This is a genomic window from Streptomyces sp. NPDC001108, from assembly GCF_053598535.1.
This window is the reverse complement of sequence record NZ_JBSFKL010000019.1, coordinates 75,986-94,214: the sequence shown is the minus strand read 5'-3', so window position 1 is coordinate 94,214 and position 18,229 is coordinate 75,986. Positions and strand designations below refer to the sequence as shown.

Genomic DNA, 18,229 nt, shown 5'->3' with positions numbered 1-18,229 from the left:
CTGCGGCGGAACGGGCGGCGGCGACAGAGGTAGATTCGAACGGTGAACGCTGAAGACCCCGGCCGCATCGTCCTGCTCACCGCCAGCCACCGCGTCGCCCCCGGACTGCTGTCCTGGCCCGCCTGGCAGGCCCTGCACGGCGCCGACCGGGTCCTCTGCGCCGACCCCGACCACCCGCAGCTTCCGTACCTGCGCGAGGCGGGCGTCACCGTCGAGCACGCCGCGCCCACCGCGCCGGAGCTGGTCGACGCCTGCGCGGGCGGCCGGAGCGTCGTCGTCCTCGCGGGCGGCGAGGGCGATCCCGCGCTCACCGACGGGCTGGCCCGGCTCGCCGGATCGGGACGGACACGGATGCCGGACCTGGAGCTGCTGCCCGGCTCGTACGACCTGCCCGGCGCCCGGCTCCTCGACCTGGTCCAGATCATGGACCGGATCAGGGTCGCGTGCCCGTGGACCTCGCGGAAGACCCACGAGGGCCTCGCCAAGTACGCGATCGAGGAGGCGTACGAGCTGGTCGAGGCGATCGAGGACGGCGACCGGGACGAGCTCCGGGAGGAGCTGGGCGACGTCCTCCTCCAGGTCGTCTTCCACGCCAGGATCGCCGAGGAGGGCCGCCCCGAGGACGGCGCGGAGCCGTTCTCCATCGACGACGTGGCCGCCGGGCTCATCGAGAAACTGATCCACCGCCACCCGCACGTCTTCGGCGACGAGACCGCCGAGACCCCCGAGGACGTCCACGCCCACTGGCTGCGCACCAAGGCGGAGGAGAAGCGGCGCGACTCGGTCACCGACGGCGTCCCGGTCGGCCAGCCCGGCCTGGCGCTCGCGGCCAAGCTGGCGAGCCGGGTCCGCACCGCCGGTCTCGACGTGCCGCTTCCCGCCGGCGAGGGCATCGGCTACGAGCTCCTCGCCCTCGCCGTCCGGGCCGAACGGGACGGTGCCGACCCCGAGGCCGCCCTCCGCGCCGCGGGTCGCGCCTACCGGGACGCCATCAGGGCGGCGGAGGGCCACGGCGAGGACCGAAAGGCAGCGGATAACGTCGAAGGGTGAACCACAGCCCCGCCGACGACCACCCCGCCACGCCCTCCACGGACGACCCGTCCGCCACGCTCCCCGCGGACCCGCCCGCCACGTGCCCGGCGGCCGCCGGGGCGCCCGCACTCTTCACCTGGGAGTTCGCCACCGACCCGTACCCGGCGTACGCCTGGCTGCGCGAGCACAGCCCCGTACACCGCACCGAGCTGCCCAGCGGCGTCGAGGCGTGGCTGGTGACCCGGTACGAGGACGCCCGGCAGGCCCTCGCCGACTCCCGGCTCTCCAAGAACCCGGCCCACCACGCCGAACCCGCGCACGCCAAGGGGAAGACCGGCATCCCCGGCGAGCGCAAGGCGGAGCTGATGACGCATCTGCTGAACATCGACCCGCCCGACCACACCCGGCTGCGCCGCCTCGTCTCCAAGGCGTTCACCCCGCGCCGGGTCGCCGAGTTCGCCCCGCGCGTCCAGGAGCTGACGGACCGGCTCATCGACCGCTTCGCCGGGAGCGGCGAGGCCGACCTCATCCACGACCTGGCCTTCCCGCTCCCCATCTACGCCATCTGCGACCTGCTCGGCGTACCGCCCGAGGACCAGGACGACTTCCGGGACTGGGCGGGCATGATGATCCGCCACGGCGGCGGTCCGCGCGGCGGGGTCGCCCGGTCGGTGAAGAAGATGCGCGGCTACCTCGCCGAACTCATCCACCGCAAGCGCGAGGAGCCCGGCGACGACCTGATCTCGGGGCTGATCCGGGCCAGCGACCACGGCGAGCACCTCACCGAGAACGAAGCCGCCGCCATGGCCTTCATCCTGCTCTTCGCCGGCTTCGAGACCACGGTCAATCTGATCGGAAACGGGGTGTATGCCCTGCTTCGCAACCCCGGGGAACGCGAACGGCTGCAACGCTCCCTCGAAGCGGGGGAGGAGGAGCTGCTGGAGACCGGCATCGAGGAGCTGCTCCGCTACGACGGCCCGGTGGAGCTGGCCACCTGGCGGTTCGCCACCGAACCGCTGACGCTCGGCGGGGAGTCCATCGAGGCCGGGGATCCGGTGCTCGTGGTCCTCGCGGCCGCCGACCGCGACCCGGACCGCTTCCCGGACCCCGACACGCTCGATCTCGCCCGACGTGACAATCAGCACCTCGGATACGGGCACGGCATCCACTACTGCCTCGGCGCACCGCTCGCCCGGCTGGAGGGACGGACCGCGCTCGCCACCCTGCTGAACCGTCTCCCGGACCTGCGACTCGCGGTGGAACCTACCGATTTGCGGTGGCGTGGCGGGCTCATCATGCGCGGACTCCGCACGCTCCCGGTCCAGTTCACACCGGAACGCACCGCACCTGCAGCTGACGCAACGTCAACTCTGTGACTTTCGCGTGATCCGCGCTGCATCGACTTGTGACGCGCGTTCGAGTGCGGCTAGGTTCACCGTTCGACCTAGTCAGACGTCAGTCACACGGAAGGCAATTCCATGGGATCCGCGAACGGCAGGCACCGTCGCCCCCGGCAGGCACCGGCCATCGTCGTCGCAGCGGGCGTGACCGGATCGGCCATCGCCATTCCGCTGCTCGGCGCGTCGGGCGCGTCCGCGGCCGACGCCACGACCTGGGACCGGGTGGCCGAGTGCGAGAGCGGCGGTGCGTGGAGCGCCGACTTCGGCAACGGCTCCTACGGCGGCCTCCAGATCTCGCCGGAGGTCTGGAAGGCGTACGGCGGCGAGACCTACGCGGACCGCGCCGACCTCGCCAGCCGGGCGCAGCAGATCGCGGTGGCCGAGAAGGTCCTGGCGGACCAGGGGCCGAAGGCGTGGCCGAGCTGCGCCGTCATCTCCGGTCTGGCGACGGACGCCTCGCTGCCCGGCGTCGACCCCGGCGCCACTCCCTCCGGGGGCGAGCAGGACGACGCGTCGGACATCGTCACGCCGCCCCACACCGCCTGGGAGGGCGCGGACGCGGTGGACGGCTCCGACGGCTCGGCGGACAGCCCGTCCGGCGATTCCGGCAAGCGCAAGGGCGAGTCGAACGGGAAGTCGTCGAAGACGCCGTCCGCGGAGACCTCGCCCTCGGCCACCCCGTCCGGTTCCACCGGCGCGCCGTCGAAGCCCGCGCAGGACGGCTCCGCCTCGCCCGAGTCCTCCAGCGGCACGAACGGCCGCCACCGCGGCGCCCCGGCCGCCGACGAGAGCCGTGGCGCGGACGGCGGCCACCGCGAGTCCGGCCGGCACGCCTCGCGCGGCGGCGACGCGCGCGACACGGCCGGGCAGGCCGCCGACGGCACGTACTCCGTCCGGTCGGGGGACAACCTCTGGGCGATTGCTGATGCACAGAAGGTCCCCGGCGGCTGGCCCGCGCTCTACGAGGCGAACAAGGACGTCATCGGCTCCGACCCGGACCTCATCCTCCCCGGTCAGAGCCTCGATCTCGGTGTGAAGGCCGAGTAGGGGCGGCCGGTCGGCGGTCCGGAAACCGCCTAAAAACGCCTCAGAAACCGGGGCAGTTTAGGGACCTATGTCCACTTATGCGTAAGTGAGACATGGGTCTCTTTGCGTCTTCCGGCGTGTCGCGATCCGGAGGCTCGCTCACCCCGCTCCCACCTGCGGAAACGGCAATTCTTCAGATGCAAGTACGGGCTGATTGTCTGATGTGTCCATCTTTGAATGTAGGGCTTGCGTATGTTTACGGTCGGAATCGCTCGCACCGCGGGCCCCGTCGACCGTCACGCCGAATCCTGCCGTCGGTCGAAGGGAAAACAGACGCGTACAGCGCCGTAGGCAGGAGCGGGGGACCCAGGTAAGCCGCCGGGTCCGGACGTCGGGACGACGTATCGGATCAGGCTTGGGGTGAAGTCGCGTGCTAGGACGTGCGACCGGGCAACTCACTCGGCCCGAACCCGACAGCTCACCTCGTAGGCGTCGGTGAGGAGAAGTTCCATGCTGCTTTCCAGCAAGGGCAAGCGCCGCCGCCCGTCCAAGGCCGTCCGCATCGTCACGCTCGCCGGTGTCGCGGGTGCCGCCGTCGCCGTGCCGCTGATGGGCGCCACCAACGCCTCCGCCGCCTCCGTCGCCACCTGGGACGCCGTCGCCCAGTGCGAGTCCGGTGGCAACTGGTCCATCAACACCGGCAACGGCTACTACGGCGGCCTGCAGTTCTCGCAGTCGAGCTGGGCCGCCGCCGGCGGTACCCAGTACGCCCCGCGCGCCGACCTGGCCACCAAGGCCCAGCAGATCGCCACCGCCGAGCGCCTCCTCGCCCTCCAGGGCCCGGGTGCCTGGGCCTGCGCCGGCGCCGGCAACCTGACCAACGACGGTGTCGACCCGGGCGTCGACACCGGTTCGTCCTCGAACTCCTCCGCCAACTCGACCGCCGGCTCCGGCGCCTCCGAGCAGCAGAGCACCGCCCCGAAGAAGCAGGCGCAGCCGAAGCCGGCCGAGCGCACCGAGGCCCCCGCCGCTTCCCGTTCGGACCGTGGCCAGGCCCCGAGCGCCGAGTCGAAGAAGACCGTCACCACCCCGACCGGCGAGAAGGTCAAGAAGGGTGACGGCGAGTACAAGGTCGTCGAGGGCGACTCGCTGAGCGCGATCGCCGCCGAGCACGGCGTCAAGGGCGGCTGGCAGCGGCTGTTCGAGCTGAACAAGGACATCGTCGAGGACGCCGACCTGATCTACCCGGGTCAGCAGCTGCACCTGACGAAGTAGCACGGGACCCCGCGGCGCGGGCTCTCTCCTCCAGACCGCCCCGGTCCGGCGCGCATCCCCCCGTGCGCACCGGACCGGGGCGACGCCGTCCCCCCACCCGCTCCGCCGTCTTCGCCGCTCCCTCTGCTCGGGGGAGCGGGGATGCGTTCAACTGTTGTAGTTACCGACCGGTAAATTTTGGCCGGTATGCCCGGCAATGAGGTCTCTCGGGTCGTTTTTCGTCCCAGGGGTCGGGCGGTCGTGGGGGCGGGCGGGCCGGGCCGGTTAGGCTCTTGTCGCAAGGCCAAAGCGACCCTGCACCAACAGCGTCATATCCCAGAAGGAGATGCCACGTGCCGTCCATCGACGTCGTCGTAGCCCGGGAAATCCTCGACTCCCGCGGAAACCCCACGGTCGAGGTCGAGGTCGGCCTCGACGACGGCAGCACGGGCCGTGCTGCCGTTCCGTCCGGCGCCTCCACCGGTCAGTTCGAGGCCATCGAGCTCCGTGACGGCGACCCCAACCGCTACCAGGGCAAGGGCGTCGAGAAGGCCGTCCTCGCCGTGATCGAGCAGATCGGCCCGGAGCTCGTCGGCTACGACGCCACCGAGCAGCGCCTGATCGACCAGGCGATGTTCGACCTGGACGCCACGGAGAACAAGGGCTCGCTCGGCGCCAACGCCATCCTCGGCGTCTCGCTGGCCGTCGCCCACGCCGCCTCCGAGGCATCCGACCTGCCGCTCTTCCGCTACCTGGGCGGCCCGAACGCGCACCTGCTGCCCGTTCCGATGATGAACATCCTGAACGGCGGCTCGCACGCCGACTCCAACGTGGACATCCAGGAGTTCATGATCGCCCCGATCGGCGCGGAGTCCTTCTCCGAGGCCCTGCGCTGGGGCGCCGAGGTCTACCACACGCTGAAGAAGGTCCTGAAGACCAAGGGCCTGTCCACCGGCCTCGGCGACGAGGGCGGCTTCGCGCCGAACCTGGAGTCCAACCGCGCCGCCCTCGACCTCATCGTCGAGGCCATCAAGGAGGCCGGTTACGTCCCGGGCAAGGACATCGCGCTCGCGCTCGACGTCGCCGCGTCCGAGTTCTACAAGGACGGCACGTACGAGTTCGAGGGCAAGTCCCGCTCGGCCGCCGAGATGACCGAGTACTACGAGGAGCTCGTCTCCGCGTACCCGCTGGTCTCCATCGAGGACCCGCTGTTCGAGGACGACTGGGCCGGCTGGAAGGTCATCACCGACAGGCTCGGCGCCAAGGTGCAGATCGTCGGCGACGACCTCTTCGTCACCAACCCGGAGCGCCTGGCCCGCGGCATCGAGGAGGGCTCCGCCAACGCCCTGCTCGTCAAGGTCAACCAGATCGGTTCGCTGACCGAGACGCTGGACGCCGTCGAGCTGGCCCAGCGCAACGGCTTCAAGTGCATGATGTCGCACCGCTCCGGCGAGACCGAGGACGTCACCATCGCCGACCTCGCCGTCGCCGTGAACTGCGGCCAGATCAAGACCGGCGCCCCGGCCCGCTCGGACCGCGTCGCCAAGTACAACCAGCTGCTGCGCATCGAGGAGATCCTCGACGACGCGGCGGTGTACGCCGGCCGCTCCGCCTTCCCCCGGTTCCGCTCCGCGGACCAGTAGGCACAGCCGCTCCGCGGACCAGGAGGCACCGCCTGCAGGCACAGCCGCCCCGCGGAGCAGCGGAAACGCCTCGCGCGGAGCAGTGCGCGCCGCGAACGGCCCCGGCCTCCGTCCGTCCCCGCACTCGGTCCCGTACCGTGTGCGGGGACGGACGTGCGTAATGGGGAGGCGGAGAGATGGCCGCGAAGGACCGGGACCGGTTCTCCACCGCGACCCGGCTGCGACTGCTCGGCGAGCAGACCGCCGCCCGCGTCTACCGTTCGCAGAACCGCCGTCAGGCCCGCCGCTCGCGGCTCACCGGCCGGGCGGCCTTCCTGGCGCTCGTCGTCTGCTCCCTGGTGGTCGTGCTCGCGTATCCGATGCGCAGTTACGTCTCGCAGCAGGACGAGATCGCCGACCAGCGGCGCCTCGCGCAGAAGGCCAAGGAACGCACCGAGGAGCTGCGCGACGAGAAGGCGCGGCTCCAGGACGACGCCTACATCAGGCGGCTGGCCCGTACGCATCTGCATTACCTTCTTCCGGGGGAGACCGGCTACACGGTCGTCGACCCCGACGCGGTCAAGGAACGCCAGGGCCGGGCGGACGGCTCCGGCCGGCCCTGGCACTCCAACCTGTGGGACGGCGTCGACAGCGCCGACCGCGGCTGACCTTCCCGCCGCCCGTCCCCGTAGTACCGCATTTCGAGCAGACCCGATCAGAACCAAGGCAGGCATGGAAACCCCTCCTCCCCAGACCGAGTCCACCGCCCCCACCGAGGCGGACATCGCCGCGTTCCAGCAGCAGCTGGGCCGCCCGCCGCGCGGCCTGCGCGCCATCGCGCACCGCTGCCCCTGCGGCAACCCGGACGTGGTCGAGACGCAGCCCCGGCTGGAGGACGGCACCCCGTTCCCGACGACGTACTACCTGACGTGCCCCCGCGCCGCCTCCGCCATCGGCACGCTGGAGGCGAACGGGGTCATGAAGGAGATGACCGAGCGCCTCGCCACCGACCCCGAGCTGGCCGCCGCCTACCGGGCCGCCCACGAGGACTACATCGCCCGGCGCGACGCCATCGAGGTGCTGGAGGGCTTCCCGAGCGCGGGCGGCATGCCGGACCGGGTGAAGTGCCTGCACGTCCTGGTCGGCCACTCGCTGGCCGCTGGGCCGGGCGTCAACCCGCTGGGCGACGAGGCGATCGCGATGCTGCCGGAATGGTGGCGCAAGGGCCCGTGCGTCACGCCCTGCGCCCCGCAGGACGGCGCGCCGGACGAGGGCTGACGGCCCTTCCTCCGCGCCCCCACCCCGCTCCCCGTCCGCCGGAGGGGCCCGATCTCCCCAGGAGCAGCACCATGACCCGCGTGGCCGCCATCGACTGCGGTACCAACTCCATCCGCCTGCTCGTCGCCGACGCGGACCCGTCCACCGGTGAACTCGTCGAGCTGGACCGGCGGATGGAGATCGTCCGCCTCGGCCAGGACGTCGACCGCACCGGCCGGCTGGCCCCCGAGGCGCTGGAGCGCACGTTCGCGGCCTGCCGCCGGTACGCGGCGGTGATCGAGGAGTACGGGGCGGGCAAGCCCCGGTTCGTCGCCACCTCCGCCTCCCGGGACGCGGAGAACCGGGACGACTTCGTGCGTGGTGTGGTCGACATCCTCGGCGTCGAGCCCGAGGTGATCAGCGGCGACCAGGAGGCCGAGTTCTCCTTCACCGGCGCCACCCGGGAACTCGCGGGCCAGGAGCACCTTCCGACGCCGTACCTGGTGGTCGACATCGGCGGCGGCTCCACCGAGTTCGTCGTCGGCGACGACCGGGTGCGGGCCGCCCGCTCCGTGGACATCGGCTGCGTACGGATGACCGAGCGGCACCTGGTCCGCGACGGCGTCCTGACCGACCCGCCGGCCCCCGACCGGGTCGAGGCGGTCCGGGCCGACATCGGGGCCGCCCTCGACCTCGCGGCACAGAGCGTTCCGCTCACCGGGGCGGCCACCCTGGTCGGCCTGGCCGGCACGGTCACCACGGTCGCCGCCGTCGCCCTGGGCCTGGAGGAGTACGACTCGTCGGCGATCCACCACTCCCGGATCTCCGTCGACCAGGTCGAGGAGATCACCGCCCGGCTGCTCGGCTCGACCCACGCCGAGCGGGCCGCCCTCGGCGCGATGCACCCGGGCCGGGCCGACGTGATCGTCTCCGGCGCGCTCATCCTGCTCGCCGTGATGCGGCGCACCGGGGCCCGCGAGGTCGTGGTCAGCGAGCACGACATCCTCGACGGCATCGCCTGGTCGATCGCGTAACCCCGGACCGCCCGACGGTCCCGCCCCGGCCGTTCCTCCGCCCCTTCGAACACTCCGCTCGGGCGCGCCTTGGCCTGCACCTTTGAGCCCCTGAAGGGGGTGTGGGCGGTGGTTCGAAGGAGGTGGCGCGACAAAGTTCGTGAACTTCTTCACAAGGAATTGGGTCCACGGAAGGGCCGTTCGGCCTCTTGCGGGCCCCGGGAATCACTCTCGGGGGTGCCGCGCCCGCGGAACGGCGTGCTACGGAGCGTCCCCCAAGGGGGCGTCGAGGGGCGTGGTCCACCCGGTGGAAGGGGCCAAGGGCCAGCTCACAGGCGGTCAACAACGTTCGCGCCCGGCCCGTGGTTCCCCTGCGGTGCCATGACCTGGGTCACGTGGGCGGCGCAGTGTAGCAGAGGGGCGGCCATACCTTGTGAAGGGGCGCACTAACCCACCCCCGGAGAGGGGTGGATACTCGATGCCATGAGCACCACGGAGCGTCCCAGGATCCTCGTTGTAGGCGGTGGGTACGTAGGCCTGTACGCAGCTCGACGCATTCTCAAGAAGATGCGCTTCGGCGAGGCGACCGTCACGGTCGTCGACCCGCGTTCGTACATGACCTACCAGCCCTTCCTTCCCGAAGCTGCCGCCGGCAGCATCTCCCCTCGGCATGTCGTCGTCCCGCTGCGGCGCGTCCTGCCGAAGGCCGAGGTGCTCACCGGTCGCGTCACCACCATTGATCAGGACCGCAAGGTCGCCACGGTCGCGCCGCTCGTCGGCGAGGCCTACGAGCTGCCCTTCGACTACCTGGTCATCGCGATGGGCGCGGTCTCCCGTACCTTCCCGATCCCCGGCCTCGCCGAGCAGGGCATCGGCATGAAGGGCATCGAGGAGGCCATCGGCCTGCGCAACCACGTCCTGGAGCAGCTGGACAAGGCCGACTCCACGACCGACGAGGAGGTCCGCCGCAAGGCGTTGACCTTCGTCTTCGTGGGCGGTGGCTTCGCCGGTGCGGAGACCATCGGCGAGGTCGAGGACATGGCCCGCGACGCGGCCAAGTACTACACCAACGTGAAGCGCGAGGACATGCGCTTCATCCTGGTCGACGCCGCCGACAAGATCCTTCCCGAGGTCGGCCCGAAGCTGGGCACCTGGGGCCGTGAGCACCTGGAGTCCCGTGGCGTCGAGGTCTTCCTCTCGACCTCCATGGACTCCTGCGTCGACGGCCACGTCGTCCTGAAGAACGGGCTGGAGGTCGACTCCAACACCATCGTGTGGACGGCCGGTGTGAAGCCGAACCCGGCGCTGGCCCGCTTCGGCCTGCCGCTCGGTCCGCGCGGCCACGTGGACACCTCCGAGAAGCTCCAGGTGCAGGGCACCGACTACATCTGGGCCGCGGGCGACAACGCCCAGGTGCCGGACATGATCGGCCGCCGCGCCGGCAACCCGAACGCCTGGTGCCCGCCCAACGCCCAGCACGCGCTGCGGCAGGCCAAGGTCCTCGGCGACAACGTGATCTCCGGCATGCGGGGCTTCCCGCAGAAGGAGTACAGCCACGCCAACAAGGGTGCGGTCGCCGGTCTGGGGCTGCACAAGGGCGTCGCGATGATCGTCATGGGCAAGATGAAGATCAAGCTCAAGGGCCGTCTCGCCTGGTACATGCACCGTGGCTACCACGGTCTGGCGATGCCGACCTGGAACCGCAAGATCCGGATCTTCGCCGACTGGACCCTCGCCATGTTCCTCAAGCGCGAGGTCGTCTCGCTCGGCGCCATGGAGACGCCGCGCGAGGAGTTCTACGAGGCCGCCAAGCCGGCCCCGGCCCCGGCCGCCGCGAAGGCCGAGGGCGAGAAGGCCAAGGCCTCCTAGCCCGCCCGCGGGCCCACTCGCCCGCGCCCCGTCCGAAGGGGCCGTCCGCCATCCGTGGTGCGGACGGCCCCTTCGGCGTATCCGGATGGATGTGGTGTACAGCTTTTTACCGTTCCGTTGCGTGGTAGCGGGACGGATGCCGACCGGTGGAGTGTTGAGGGGTACGGACCTCGCCGAGGCGCACAGGTGTCCGGCGTGGTTGCATGCATGTTCGACCAGGTTTGGGCACATTGGAACCACCATCACGGAGGTGTGCGCCATGGGAGACGCCGCGTCGCGGCTGACCGCTCTCGCCGAGGAGTTTCTGGGAGAAAAGCTGCCGGTCCGTATCCGGGCCTGGGACGGCAGCAGTTCGGGACCGCCCGGCGCCCCCGAGCTGATCATCCGGCACCGCCGCGCACTGCGCCGACTGCTCTGGAAGCCGGGCGAGCTGGGCCTGGCCCGCGCCTGGGTGGCCGGCGACCTCGACGTCGAGGGCGATCTGTACGAGGCCCTGGGCCTGCTGGCCGCACTGATCTGGGAACGGGGCGACGGAACCGGCAGAACCGGGACCGGGCTCCTGGACCCGGTCCGCGACCCGAAGGTACGGGCCTTCGCCAAGGGGCTGCTGCGCATGGCCGGCCCCTGGACCCCGCCGCCCCCGCCGGCCGAGGAAATGAGCCGCCGTACCGGCCCGCTCCACACCAAGGGCCGCGACAAGGCGGCCATCAGCCACCACTACGACGTCGGCAACGACTTCTACGCCCTGGTCCTCGGCCCGTCCATGGTCTACTCCTGCGCCTACTGGGAGGACGGCTCCACTCTGGAGGACGCCCAGCGCGACAAGCTCGATCTGGTCTGCCGCAAGCTCGGGCTGAAGGAGGGCGACCGGCTGCTGGACGTCGGCTGCGGCTGGGGCTCCATGGCCATCCACGCCGCCCGTGAGTACGGCGCCCGGGTCACCGGGGTCACCCTCTCCGTCGAACAGGCCGCCTACGCCCGCAAGCGCATCGCGGAGGAGGGGCTGACCGACCGGATCGAGATCCGCGTCCAGGACTACCGGGACGTCAGGGACGGCCCCTACGACGCGATCTCGTCGATCGGCATGGCCGAGCACGTCGGCTCGGTCCGCTTCCGCGAGTACGCCGACGACCTGTACGCCCTGCTGAAGCCCGGCGGACGGCTGCTCAACCACCAGATCGCCCGCCGCCCCGAGCCGGACGAATCCGCCTACCACGTGGACGCGTTCATCGACGCCTACGTCTTCCCGGACGGCGAACTGGCCCCGCTGGGCCGGACCGTCAGCACCCTGGAGGAGGCCGGCTTCGAGGCCCGGGACGTCGAGTCGCTCCGCGAGCACTACGCGCTGACCCTCCGCCGCTGGGTCGCCAACCTGGAACAGCACTGGGACCGGGCGGTACGGATGACCTCGCCCGGCCGGGCGAGGATCTGGCGCCTCTACATGGCAGCCTCCGCCCTCTCCTTCGAGCGCAACAGGATCGGCGTCAACCAGATCCTGGCGGTCCGCCCGGCGGAGGGAGGGACCTCCGGGCTTCCGCTGCGGGCCCGCGCCTGGACCGCACCCGCGACCGGCTGACCGCCCGTCACACGGTACGGGGGCCGGTGCGCGCAGCGTACGTACACTGCGCGCACCGGCCCCCGGCCGGGCTCCGCGGGGCTACCGCGGCCCCGTTACTGCGACTTGATCGCGGTCAGCATGTTGAGCTTCGCTGCGCTCCGGGCCGGCCAGAGCGCGGCCAGCACGCCCACCGCCCCCGCCAGCGCCAGGAAGATCGCGATCCGGCCCCACGGGAGGACCAGCACGTACCCCGGGATGTCCGAGGCGATGGTCTTCCCGATCGCCCAGCCGAGGAACACCCCGAGCCCGACCCCGACCACCGCGCCGAAGAGCGAGATGACCACGGCCTCCAGCCGGATCATGCGCTTCACCCGGCGCCGGTCCAGCCCGATGGCCCGCAGCATGCCGATCTCCTGCTGGCGCTCGAAGACCGACATCGCCAGGGTGTTGACGACCCCGAGGACCGCGATGATCAGGGCCATCGCCAGCAGCCCGTACATGATGTTCATCGCGAGGTTGACCGAGCCGCCGAACATGTTCCGGATGTCCTGGCGGTCCATGATGCTGACCGCCGGGTTGTTGCCCAGCGCGTCGACCACGGCCTGCTCGTTGGCGCCGCTCGCGCCGCCGTCCGTCGTCAGCCAGATCTCCTGGATGCCGGCGGTCCCACTGTGCTGGGCGGCGAGGTCCGTCGAGACCAGGACCGGCGAGAGGAAGGTGTTCTCCTCGAAGACGGCGCCGACGCGCAGCTCGCCCTTCTTCCCGTTGTCGAACTTCACCGGCAGGGTGTCGCCGGTCTTCCAGCCCTTGGACTCGGAGGTCTTGTCGGAGACGGCGATCTCGCCCTTGCCGAGCGTGTCGAGCGAGCCGGAGACGGTCTTCAGCGCGAAGACCTTCCGCAGGTCGGCGGCGGAGACGGCGGAGGCGCCCTGGTAGTCGCCCTTGACCTCGATGCCGGTGTACTGGTTCGGCGAGACGGCCGAGACCTTGCCGGCCTTCTCCAGCGCGGTGAGCGCCGACTTGTCGAGGGACTGGCCGTTGGCCATCGTCACCAGGTAGTCGGCCTTGAGGTTGTCCGTCGTCGCCCGGTCGACCGCCTGGCCGAGGGTGACGCCGAGCACCGAGATGCCGGTGACCAGGGTGAGGCCGATGGCCAGCGCGGAGGCGGTGGTGCCGGTCCGGCGCGGGTTGCGGACCGCGTTCTGCGCCGCCAGCTTCCCGGAGACGCCGAACACCTTCCGCAGCAGCGGGCGGACCAGGGCGATCACCGGCCGGGAGAGCAGCGGAATCAGCACGATGACGCCGATCAGCGCGAGGAAGGCGCCCGCGGCGATGACGGTGCGGCCGGTCGAGTCACCCTTGACCGCGCCGCCCACGATGGCCGCGAAGCCCAGCAGGCTGATCACCGAACCGATCGAGTTGCGCAGCACCAGGGACTTCACGGTGGCCGTCGCGTGCACGCTGTTCATCGCGGCGACCGGCGGGATCTTCGCGGCCCGGCGGGCGGGCAGCCAGGCGGCCAGCACGGTGACCACGACACCGACGGCGAACGAGGCGACGACCGCGGTGGGCGAGACGACCAGCGGGCCGGCCGGGATCTTGGCGCCGAACGCGCCCATCGCGGAGCGCAGCGCGGTCGCGAGGCCGAGTCCGAGGACGAAGCCGATGACCGAGGCGATCACACCGACGAAGGCAGCTTCGAGCAGCACCGAGCGCTTGACCTGGCGGCGGGAGGCGCCGACGGCGCGCATCAGGGCCAGCTCCTTCGTGCGCTGGGCGACCAGCATCGTGAAGGTGTTGGCGATCAGGAAGATGCCGACGAACAGGGCGATGCCGGCGAAGGCCAGCAGCATGGTGTTGATGCTGGTCAGGCTGCGGGCGATGTCCGAGGCCTGCTCGTCCGCGAGCTCCTGGCCGGTCTTGGCCTCGGCGTCCTTGGGCAGCAGCGGCTTCACCTCGGCCAGCAGCTTGTCGGCGGAGGCGCCGGTCGCCGCCGAGACGGTGACCTCCTGGAACTCGCCGGGGCGCAGGTAGAGCTTCTGGGCGACCTCGCTGTCGAAGAGCACCAGGCTGCCGCCCGCGTTGACCGCGCCGTCCTCGGTGGTGAAGACACCGGAGAGGGTGTACTCCTTCACCGGCCCGTTGGTGGCGACCCGGACCCGGTCACCGACGTGGTACTTGCCCTTCTCGGCGGTGTCCGCGTCGAGCGCGATCCGGTCGGCGGCGGCCGGACCGGATCCGTCCGTGAAGGTGTACGCGGGGTCCTTGCCGTCCTTGGCGGGGGAGTAGTTGGCCCCGGTGTTCGACCAGCCGTTGCCGATGAGCTTGCCGTCGGGGTCGGCGACGCCGGCGAAGCCGGAGACCCGGCCGGTGGCGGTCCTGACGCCGTCCAGGCCCTGGATCTTCGCCAGGGTGGCGGCGTCGACGCCGTGGGACTTCTCGTCGTCCCGGTCGGGGTACGTGGTGACGGCGACGGCGACGTCGTCGTAGCTCTTCGCCGACTGGTTGCGCAGGGCGTTGCCGAGGGAGTCGGTGAAGACCAGGGTGCCGGAGACGAAGGCCACGCCGAGCATCACGGCGAGGACGGTCATCAGCAGCCTGGCCTTGTGCGCGAGCACATTGCGCAGGGCGGTACGGAACATGTCTGTCAGTCCTGGGATCGGGAAGTGGTCCGGAGGTCGCGGGGCAGGGCGGGCATCAGCTGGTGCGGCCCTTGGCGTCGAACGCCTTCATCCGGTCCAGGACCCCGTCCGCGGTGGGGTGCATCATCTGGTCGACGATCCGGCCGTCCGCGAGGAAGATGACCCGGTCCGCGTAGGAGGCGGCCGCCGGGTCGTGGGTCACCATCACCACGGTCTGGCCCATCTCGCGCACCGAGTTGCGCAGGAAGCCGAGGACCTCCGCGCCGGAGCGGGAGTCCAGGTTGCCGGTCGGCTCGTCACCGAAGATGATCTCCGGCCGGGAGGCCAGGGCGCGGGCGACCGCGACGCGCTGCTGCTGGCCGCCGGAGAGCTCGGTGGGCCGGTGGGTCAGCCGGTCGGAGAGCCCGACCATGTCGATGACCCGGCGCACCCACTCGGCGTCGGGCTTGCGGCCCGCGATGTCCATGGGGAGCGTGATGTTCTCGTGCGCCGTCAGCGTCGGCAGCAGGTTGAACGACTGGAAGATGAAGCCGATCTTGTCCCGGCGGAGCTGGGTGAGCTGCTTGTCCTTGAGGGCGCCGAGCTCGGTGTCGCCGATCCGCACCGAGCCGCTGCTGAAGCTGTCGAGCCCGGCCACGCAGTGCATCAGCGTGGACTTGCCGGAGCCGGAGGGGCCCATGATCGCGGTGAACTCGCCGCGCGGGAAGTCCACGGTGACCTGGTCGAGGGCGGTGACCCTGGTCTCGCCCTCTCCGTAGACCTTGGACAGATCCGTGGCGCGTGCGGCCACCGTGGTGACGCTGGGTGCGGTGGAAATGGTGGTCACGGGACTCTCCTGATTCGGGCTCCGGCCGAGGCTCGTCCGGCCTTGTTCGGGGACTGTTCGGTACCCCTCAATCCTCCTGGCCGTCCCGGCGCGGATCGTCAGTCCGCATGCCCGTTCCTCGGGCCGTCTTGAGTCGCATCGACGGTTCCCGGGGTCATCCTGCGGTATGACACCCTCCCCGAGGCCCGTCACTCGGGAGGGCTACTACGGGGGCGGCCGGAGAGGCGGCGGGCGGGCGGTTTTGGCGCCCCTTACCCGGTCGGGTGGCGTGCGCGTGGCGAGAACAGGCGCACGCCCGGCGGCCGCGCCGCCCGAGTGCGGCGACTTTACGTCAATTCGGCTGGCTTGCCGCCGTGCCCCATACCCTGCCCAGGCATGTGACGATGCCCCTTCAGGAGTGCTGACGGGTCCTCAAGCGGTCAATAAAATAAGACAACATCGCCCCAGAGATCCGCTGTTCGGGCGAGGTACCCCGATAGGGTCATGTGCCAACGCGGAGCCGCGCGCCAGCCTGGATGGTGGAATGCAGACACGGCGAGCTTAAACCTCGCTGCCCCTCGGGGGCGTACCGGTTCGAGTCCGGTTCCAGGCACCACTTCTTACCGGGCGGCCGGACGGATCCGCCGCTTCCGCCACTTCTCCTCGGCCCCGGGGCCCCGCCCCGGCGCGGCCCGAATCCGCCGATCCGGCTGCGCCCCCTTGTTCGAGTGGGCCGATGCCGTACCGGTTGGTCTGAACGTTACTGGACGGCGGGCTGGAGGGTAAGGGGCGATCCGGAATTCCGCCGGGGGCGCGTTCGGGGCGCATAGAGCTGCTACATGTATGAATTGCGAAAATGTGCAATTCGCTACATGCTTTGTTCTGAAGTACCTGCGATCCGAGCGGGTGAGTCCGGCGTGTCGAACTGCGTCCCGGAGCCTCCGGGACCGAAGGGGGTCCGAGATCGTGCCGGTTCCGGGAAGCCCAGGTCATCACGGATTACGTGTCCTCTCCTCACGGCTCGCGCACCGGGTGCGCGCGCTCCTGCCCCACCGGTCCGACGTCGCGGCCATGCGCCGCGACCCGCGCCGCGACCTGCTGGCCGGGATCACCGTCGCCGTCGTGGCGCTCCCGCTCGCGCTCGGCTTCGGGGTCTCCTCCGGGCTCGGCGCCGAGGCGGGGCTCGCGACCGCGGTGGTGGCCGGGGCGCTGGCGGCGCTCTTCGGCGGCTCCAACCTCCAGGTCTCCGGGCCGACCGGGGCGATGACGGTCGTGCTGGTGCCGATCGTCGCCGCCCACGGGCCCGGCGGCGTACTGACCGTCGGGGTGCTGGCGGGGATCCTGCTGATCGGCCTCGCCCTGCTGCGGGCGGGCCGGTACATGCGGTACGTGCCGGCGCCGGTGGTGGAGGGATTCACCCTGGGCATCGCCTGCGTCATCGCGCTCCAGCAGGTGCCGGGCGCGCTCGGCGTGCCCAAGCCCGAGGGCGAGAAGGTGCTGGTGGTGGCCTGGCGGGCGGTCGGGGAGTTCGCGAAGGCGCCGAACTGGACCGCACTCGGCCTCGCCGCCGGGGTGGCGGCCGTGATGCTGCTGGGTGCCCGGCTGCGGCCCACCGTCCCGTTCTCGATCGTCGCGGTGATCGCCGCGACCGTGGCCGTCGAGGTGTTCGAGCCGCCCGGGGCGCGGCCGATCGGCGCGCTGCCGTCCGGGCTGCCCGTCCCCTCCCTGGACTTCCTCGACACGGCGGCGCTGGGCTCGCTGCTGGCGCCCGCCGTCGCGGTGGCCGCCCTCGCCGCGCTGGAGTCGCTGCTGTCGGCCACCGTCGCCGACGGGATGACGTCCGGTCAGCACCACGACCCGGACCGCGAACTGTTCGGGCAGGGGGTCGCGAACCTGGCCGCCCCGCTCTTCGGCGGGGTCCCGGCCACCGCCGCCATCGCCCGTACCGCGGTCAACGTCCGTACGGGGGCGGGCTCGCGGCTCGCCGCGCTCACCCACGCCGCCGTCCTCGCCGTGATCGTCTTCGCGGCGGCCCCGCTCGTCTCCCGCATCCCGCTCGCCGCGCTGGCGGGCGTGCTGCTGGCCACCGCGGTCCGCATGGTCGAGGTCGGCGCGCTGCGGGCGATGGCCCGCGCCACCCGGTCCGATGCCGCGGTCCTGGTCCTGACGGCCGTCGCCACCCTCGTCCTCGACCTGGTCCAGGCGGTGATCATCGGCCTGGTGGTGGCCGGGGCGCTGGCCCTGCGGGCGGTGGCCGGGCAGGCCCGGATGGACCGGCTGGAACTGCGCGCCGAACTCCCCGGCGACCACGGCGAGGAGGAGTGCGCGCTCCTGGCCGAGCACATCGTCGTCTACCGGATCGACGGTCCGCTCTTCTTCGCCGGGGCCCACCGCTTCCTCCTCGAACTCTCCGAGATCGTCGGCGTCCGGGTGGTCGTCCTGCGGATGTCGCGGATCACGACCGTGGACGCCACCGGCGCCCTGGTCCTCAAGGACGCCGTACAGAACCTCGCCCGGCGCGGCATCACCGTCCTGGCCTCCGGGATCAGGCCCGGCCAGCGCCGGACGCTGGAGGCCGTGGGCGCCCTGGAGCCGCTGCGTCCCTACGGACGGGACTACCCCACCACCCCCGAGGCGGTGGCGGCGGCCCGCGCCCGTCTCCGGGAAGGCGTCCGGGACATGAGGGCATAGAGGCGCAGGGGGCGTAGGGGCGGAATCGCTGAGCCGGATGTCCGAGTTGGCTAAAGTTGG

Annotated in this window: 13 protein-coding genes, 1 tRNA gene and 1 riboswitch; of the genes, 12 read left to right on the top strand and 2 right to left on the bottom strand. The window is 71.4% G+C overall.

Annotated elements, in window-relative coordinates; genetic code table 11:
- The first annotated feature begins 42 nt into the window (after positions 1–42).
- The 10 genes from ACWC97_RS30190 (at position 43) to ACWC97_RS30145 (ending at position 12,049) form a co-directional block, all read left to right on the top strand.
- On the top strand, positions 43–1,050 hold the full coding sequence (locus ACWC97_RS30190) for a nucleoside triphosphate pyrophosphohydrolase (RefSeq protein WP_352276952.1): 1,008 nt from the start codon (positions 43–45) through the stop codon (positions 1,048–1,050).
- Positions 1,047–2,408, top strand: coding sequence for a cytochrome P450 family protein (locus ACWC97_RS30185; protein ID WP_450652723.1), 1,362 nt, complete (start codon positions 1,047–1,049; stop codon positions 2,406–2,408). Before ACWC97_RS30190 ends, ACWC97_RS30185 begins: the two co-directional genes overlap by 4 nt.
- Positions 2,409–2,510: 102 nt before the next feature.
- Positions 2,511–3,479: a transglycosylase family protein gene (locus ACWC97_RS30180; RefSeq protein WP_450652721.1), complete on the top strand. Its 969-nt coding sequence runs from the start codon at positions 2,511–2,513 to the stop codon at positions 3,477–3,479.
- 312 nt (positions 3,480–3,791) lie between these two features.
- Positions 3,792–3,965: riboswitch (cyclic di-AMP (ydaO/yuaA leader) on the top strand.
- 3 nt (positions 3,966–3,968) lie between these two features.
- Positions 3,969–4,733, top strand: a complete 765-nt coding sequence (locus ACWC97_RS30175; protein WP_450652719.1) for a transglycosylase family protein — start codon at positions 3,969–3,971, stop codon at positions 4,731–4,733.
- 332 nt (positions 4,734–5,065) lie between these two features.
- On the top strand, positions 5,066–6,355 hold the full coding sequence (eno, locus tag ACWC97_RS30170; RefSeq protein ID WP_352276958.1) for a phosphopyruvate hydratase: 1,290 nt from the start codon (positions 5,066–5,068) through the stop codon (positions 6,353–6,355).
- Between the two features lie 176 nt (positions 6,356–6,531).
- Positions 6,532–7,002: an FtsB family cell division protein gene (locus ACWC97_RS30165; RefSeq protein ID WP_352276960.1), complete on the top strand. Its 471-nt coding sequence runs from the start codon at positions 6,532–6,534 to the stop codon at positions 7,000–7,002.
- A 64-nt stretch (positions 7,003–7,066) separates the two neighbouring features.
- A complete protein-coding gene (locus tag ACWC97_RS30160; protein WP_352276961.1) occupies positions 7,067–7,612 on the top strand; it encodes a DUF501 domain-containing protein in 546 nt (181 codons plus the stop codon).
- A gap of 71 nt (positions 7,613–7,683) precedes the next feature.
- Positions 7,684–8,625: a Ppx/GppA phosphatase family protein gene (locus ACWC97_RS30155; RefSeq protein WP_450652716.1), complete on the top strand. Its 942-nt coding sequence runs from the start codon at positions 7,684–7,686 to the stop codon at positions 8,623–8,625.
- 462 nt (positions 8,626–9,087) lie between these two features.
- Positions 9,088–10,473, top strand: a complete 1,386-nt coding sequence (locus tag ACWC97_RS30150) for an NAD(P)/FAD-dependent oxidoreductase (protein ID WP_352276964.1) — start codon at positions 9,088–9,090, stop codon at positions 10,471–10,473.
- Between the two features lie 259 nt (positions 10,474–10,732).
- Complete coding sequence (locus ACWC97_RS30145; RefSeq protein WP_450652714.1) at positions 10,733–12,049, top strand: class I SAM-dependent methyltransferase; 1,317 nt, start codon at positions 10,733–10,735, stop codon at positions 12,047–12,049.
- A gap of 95 nt (positions 12,050–12,144) precedes the next feature.
- Here ACWC97_RS30145 and ACWC97_RS30140 read toward each other — a convergent pair whose 3' ends face one another.
- Together ACWC97_RS30140 and ACWC97_RS30135 are read right to left on the bottom strand one after the other, a co-directional pair.
- Positions 12,145–14,673 carry an ABC transporter permease gene (locus ACWC97_RS30140; protein ID WP_450652712.1) on the bottom strand — a complete coding sequence of 843 codons (2,529 nt, stop codon included), beginning with the start codon at positions 14,671–14,673 and terminating at the stop codon, positions 12,145–12,147.
- Between the two features lie 55 nt (positions 14,674–14,728).
- Positions 14,729–15,499 (bottom strand): ABC transporter ATP-binding protein, encoded by a 771-nt coding sequence (locus ACWC97_RS30135; protein WP_352276967.1) that lies wholly within the window; start codon positions 15,497–15,499, stop codon positions 14,729–14,731.
- Positions 15,500–16,008: 509 nt separating this feature from the next.
- On the opposite strand from ACWC97_RS30135, the gene ACWC97_RS30130 reads away from it, so the two are divergent.
- Positions 16,009–16,094: transfer RNA gene (locus ACWC97_RS30130), tRNA-Leu, on the top strand.
- A 455-nt stretch (positions 16,095–16,549) separates the two neighbouring features.
- Positions 16,550–18,169 carry a SulP family inorganic anion transporter gene (locus ACWC97_RS30125; protein WP_450652743.1) on the top strand — a complete coding sequence of 540 codons (1,620 nt, stop codon included), beginning with the start codon at positions 16,550–16,552 and terminating at the stop codon, positions 18,167–18,169.
- The last annotated feature ends 60 nt before the right edge of the window (positions 18,170–18,229 follow it).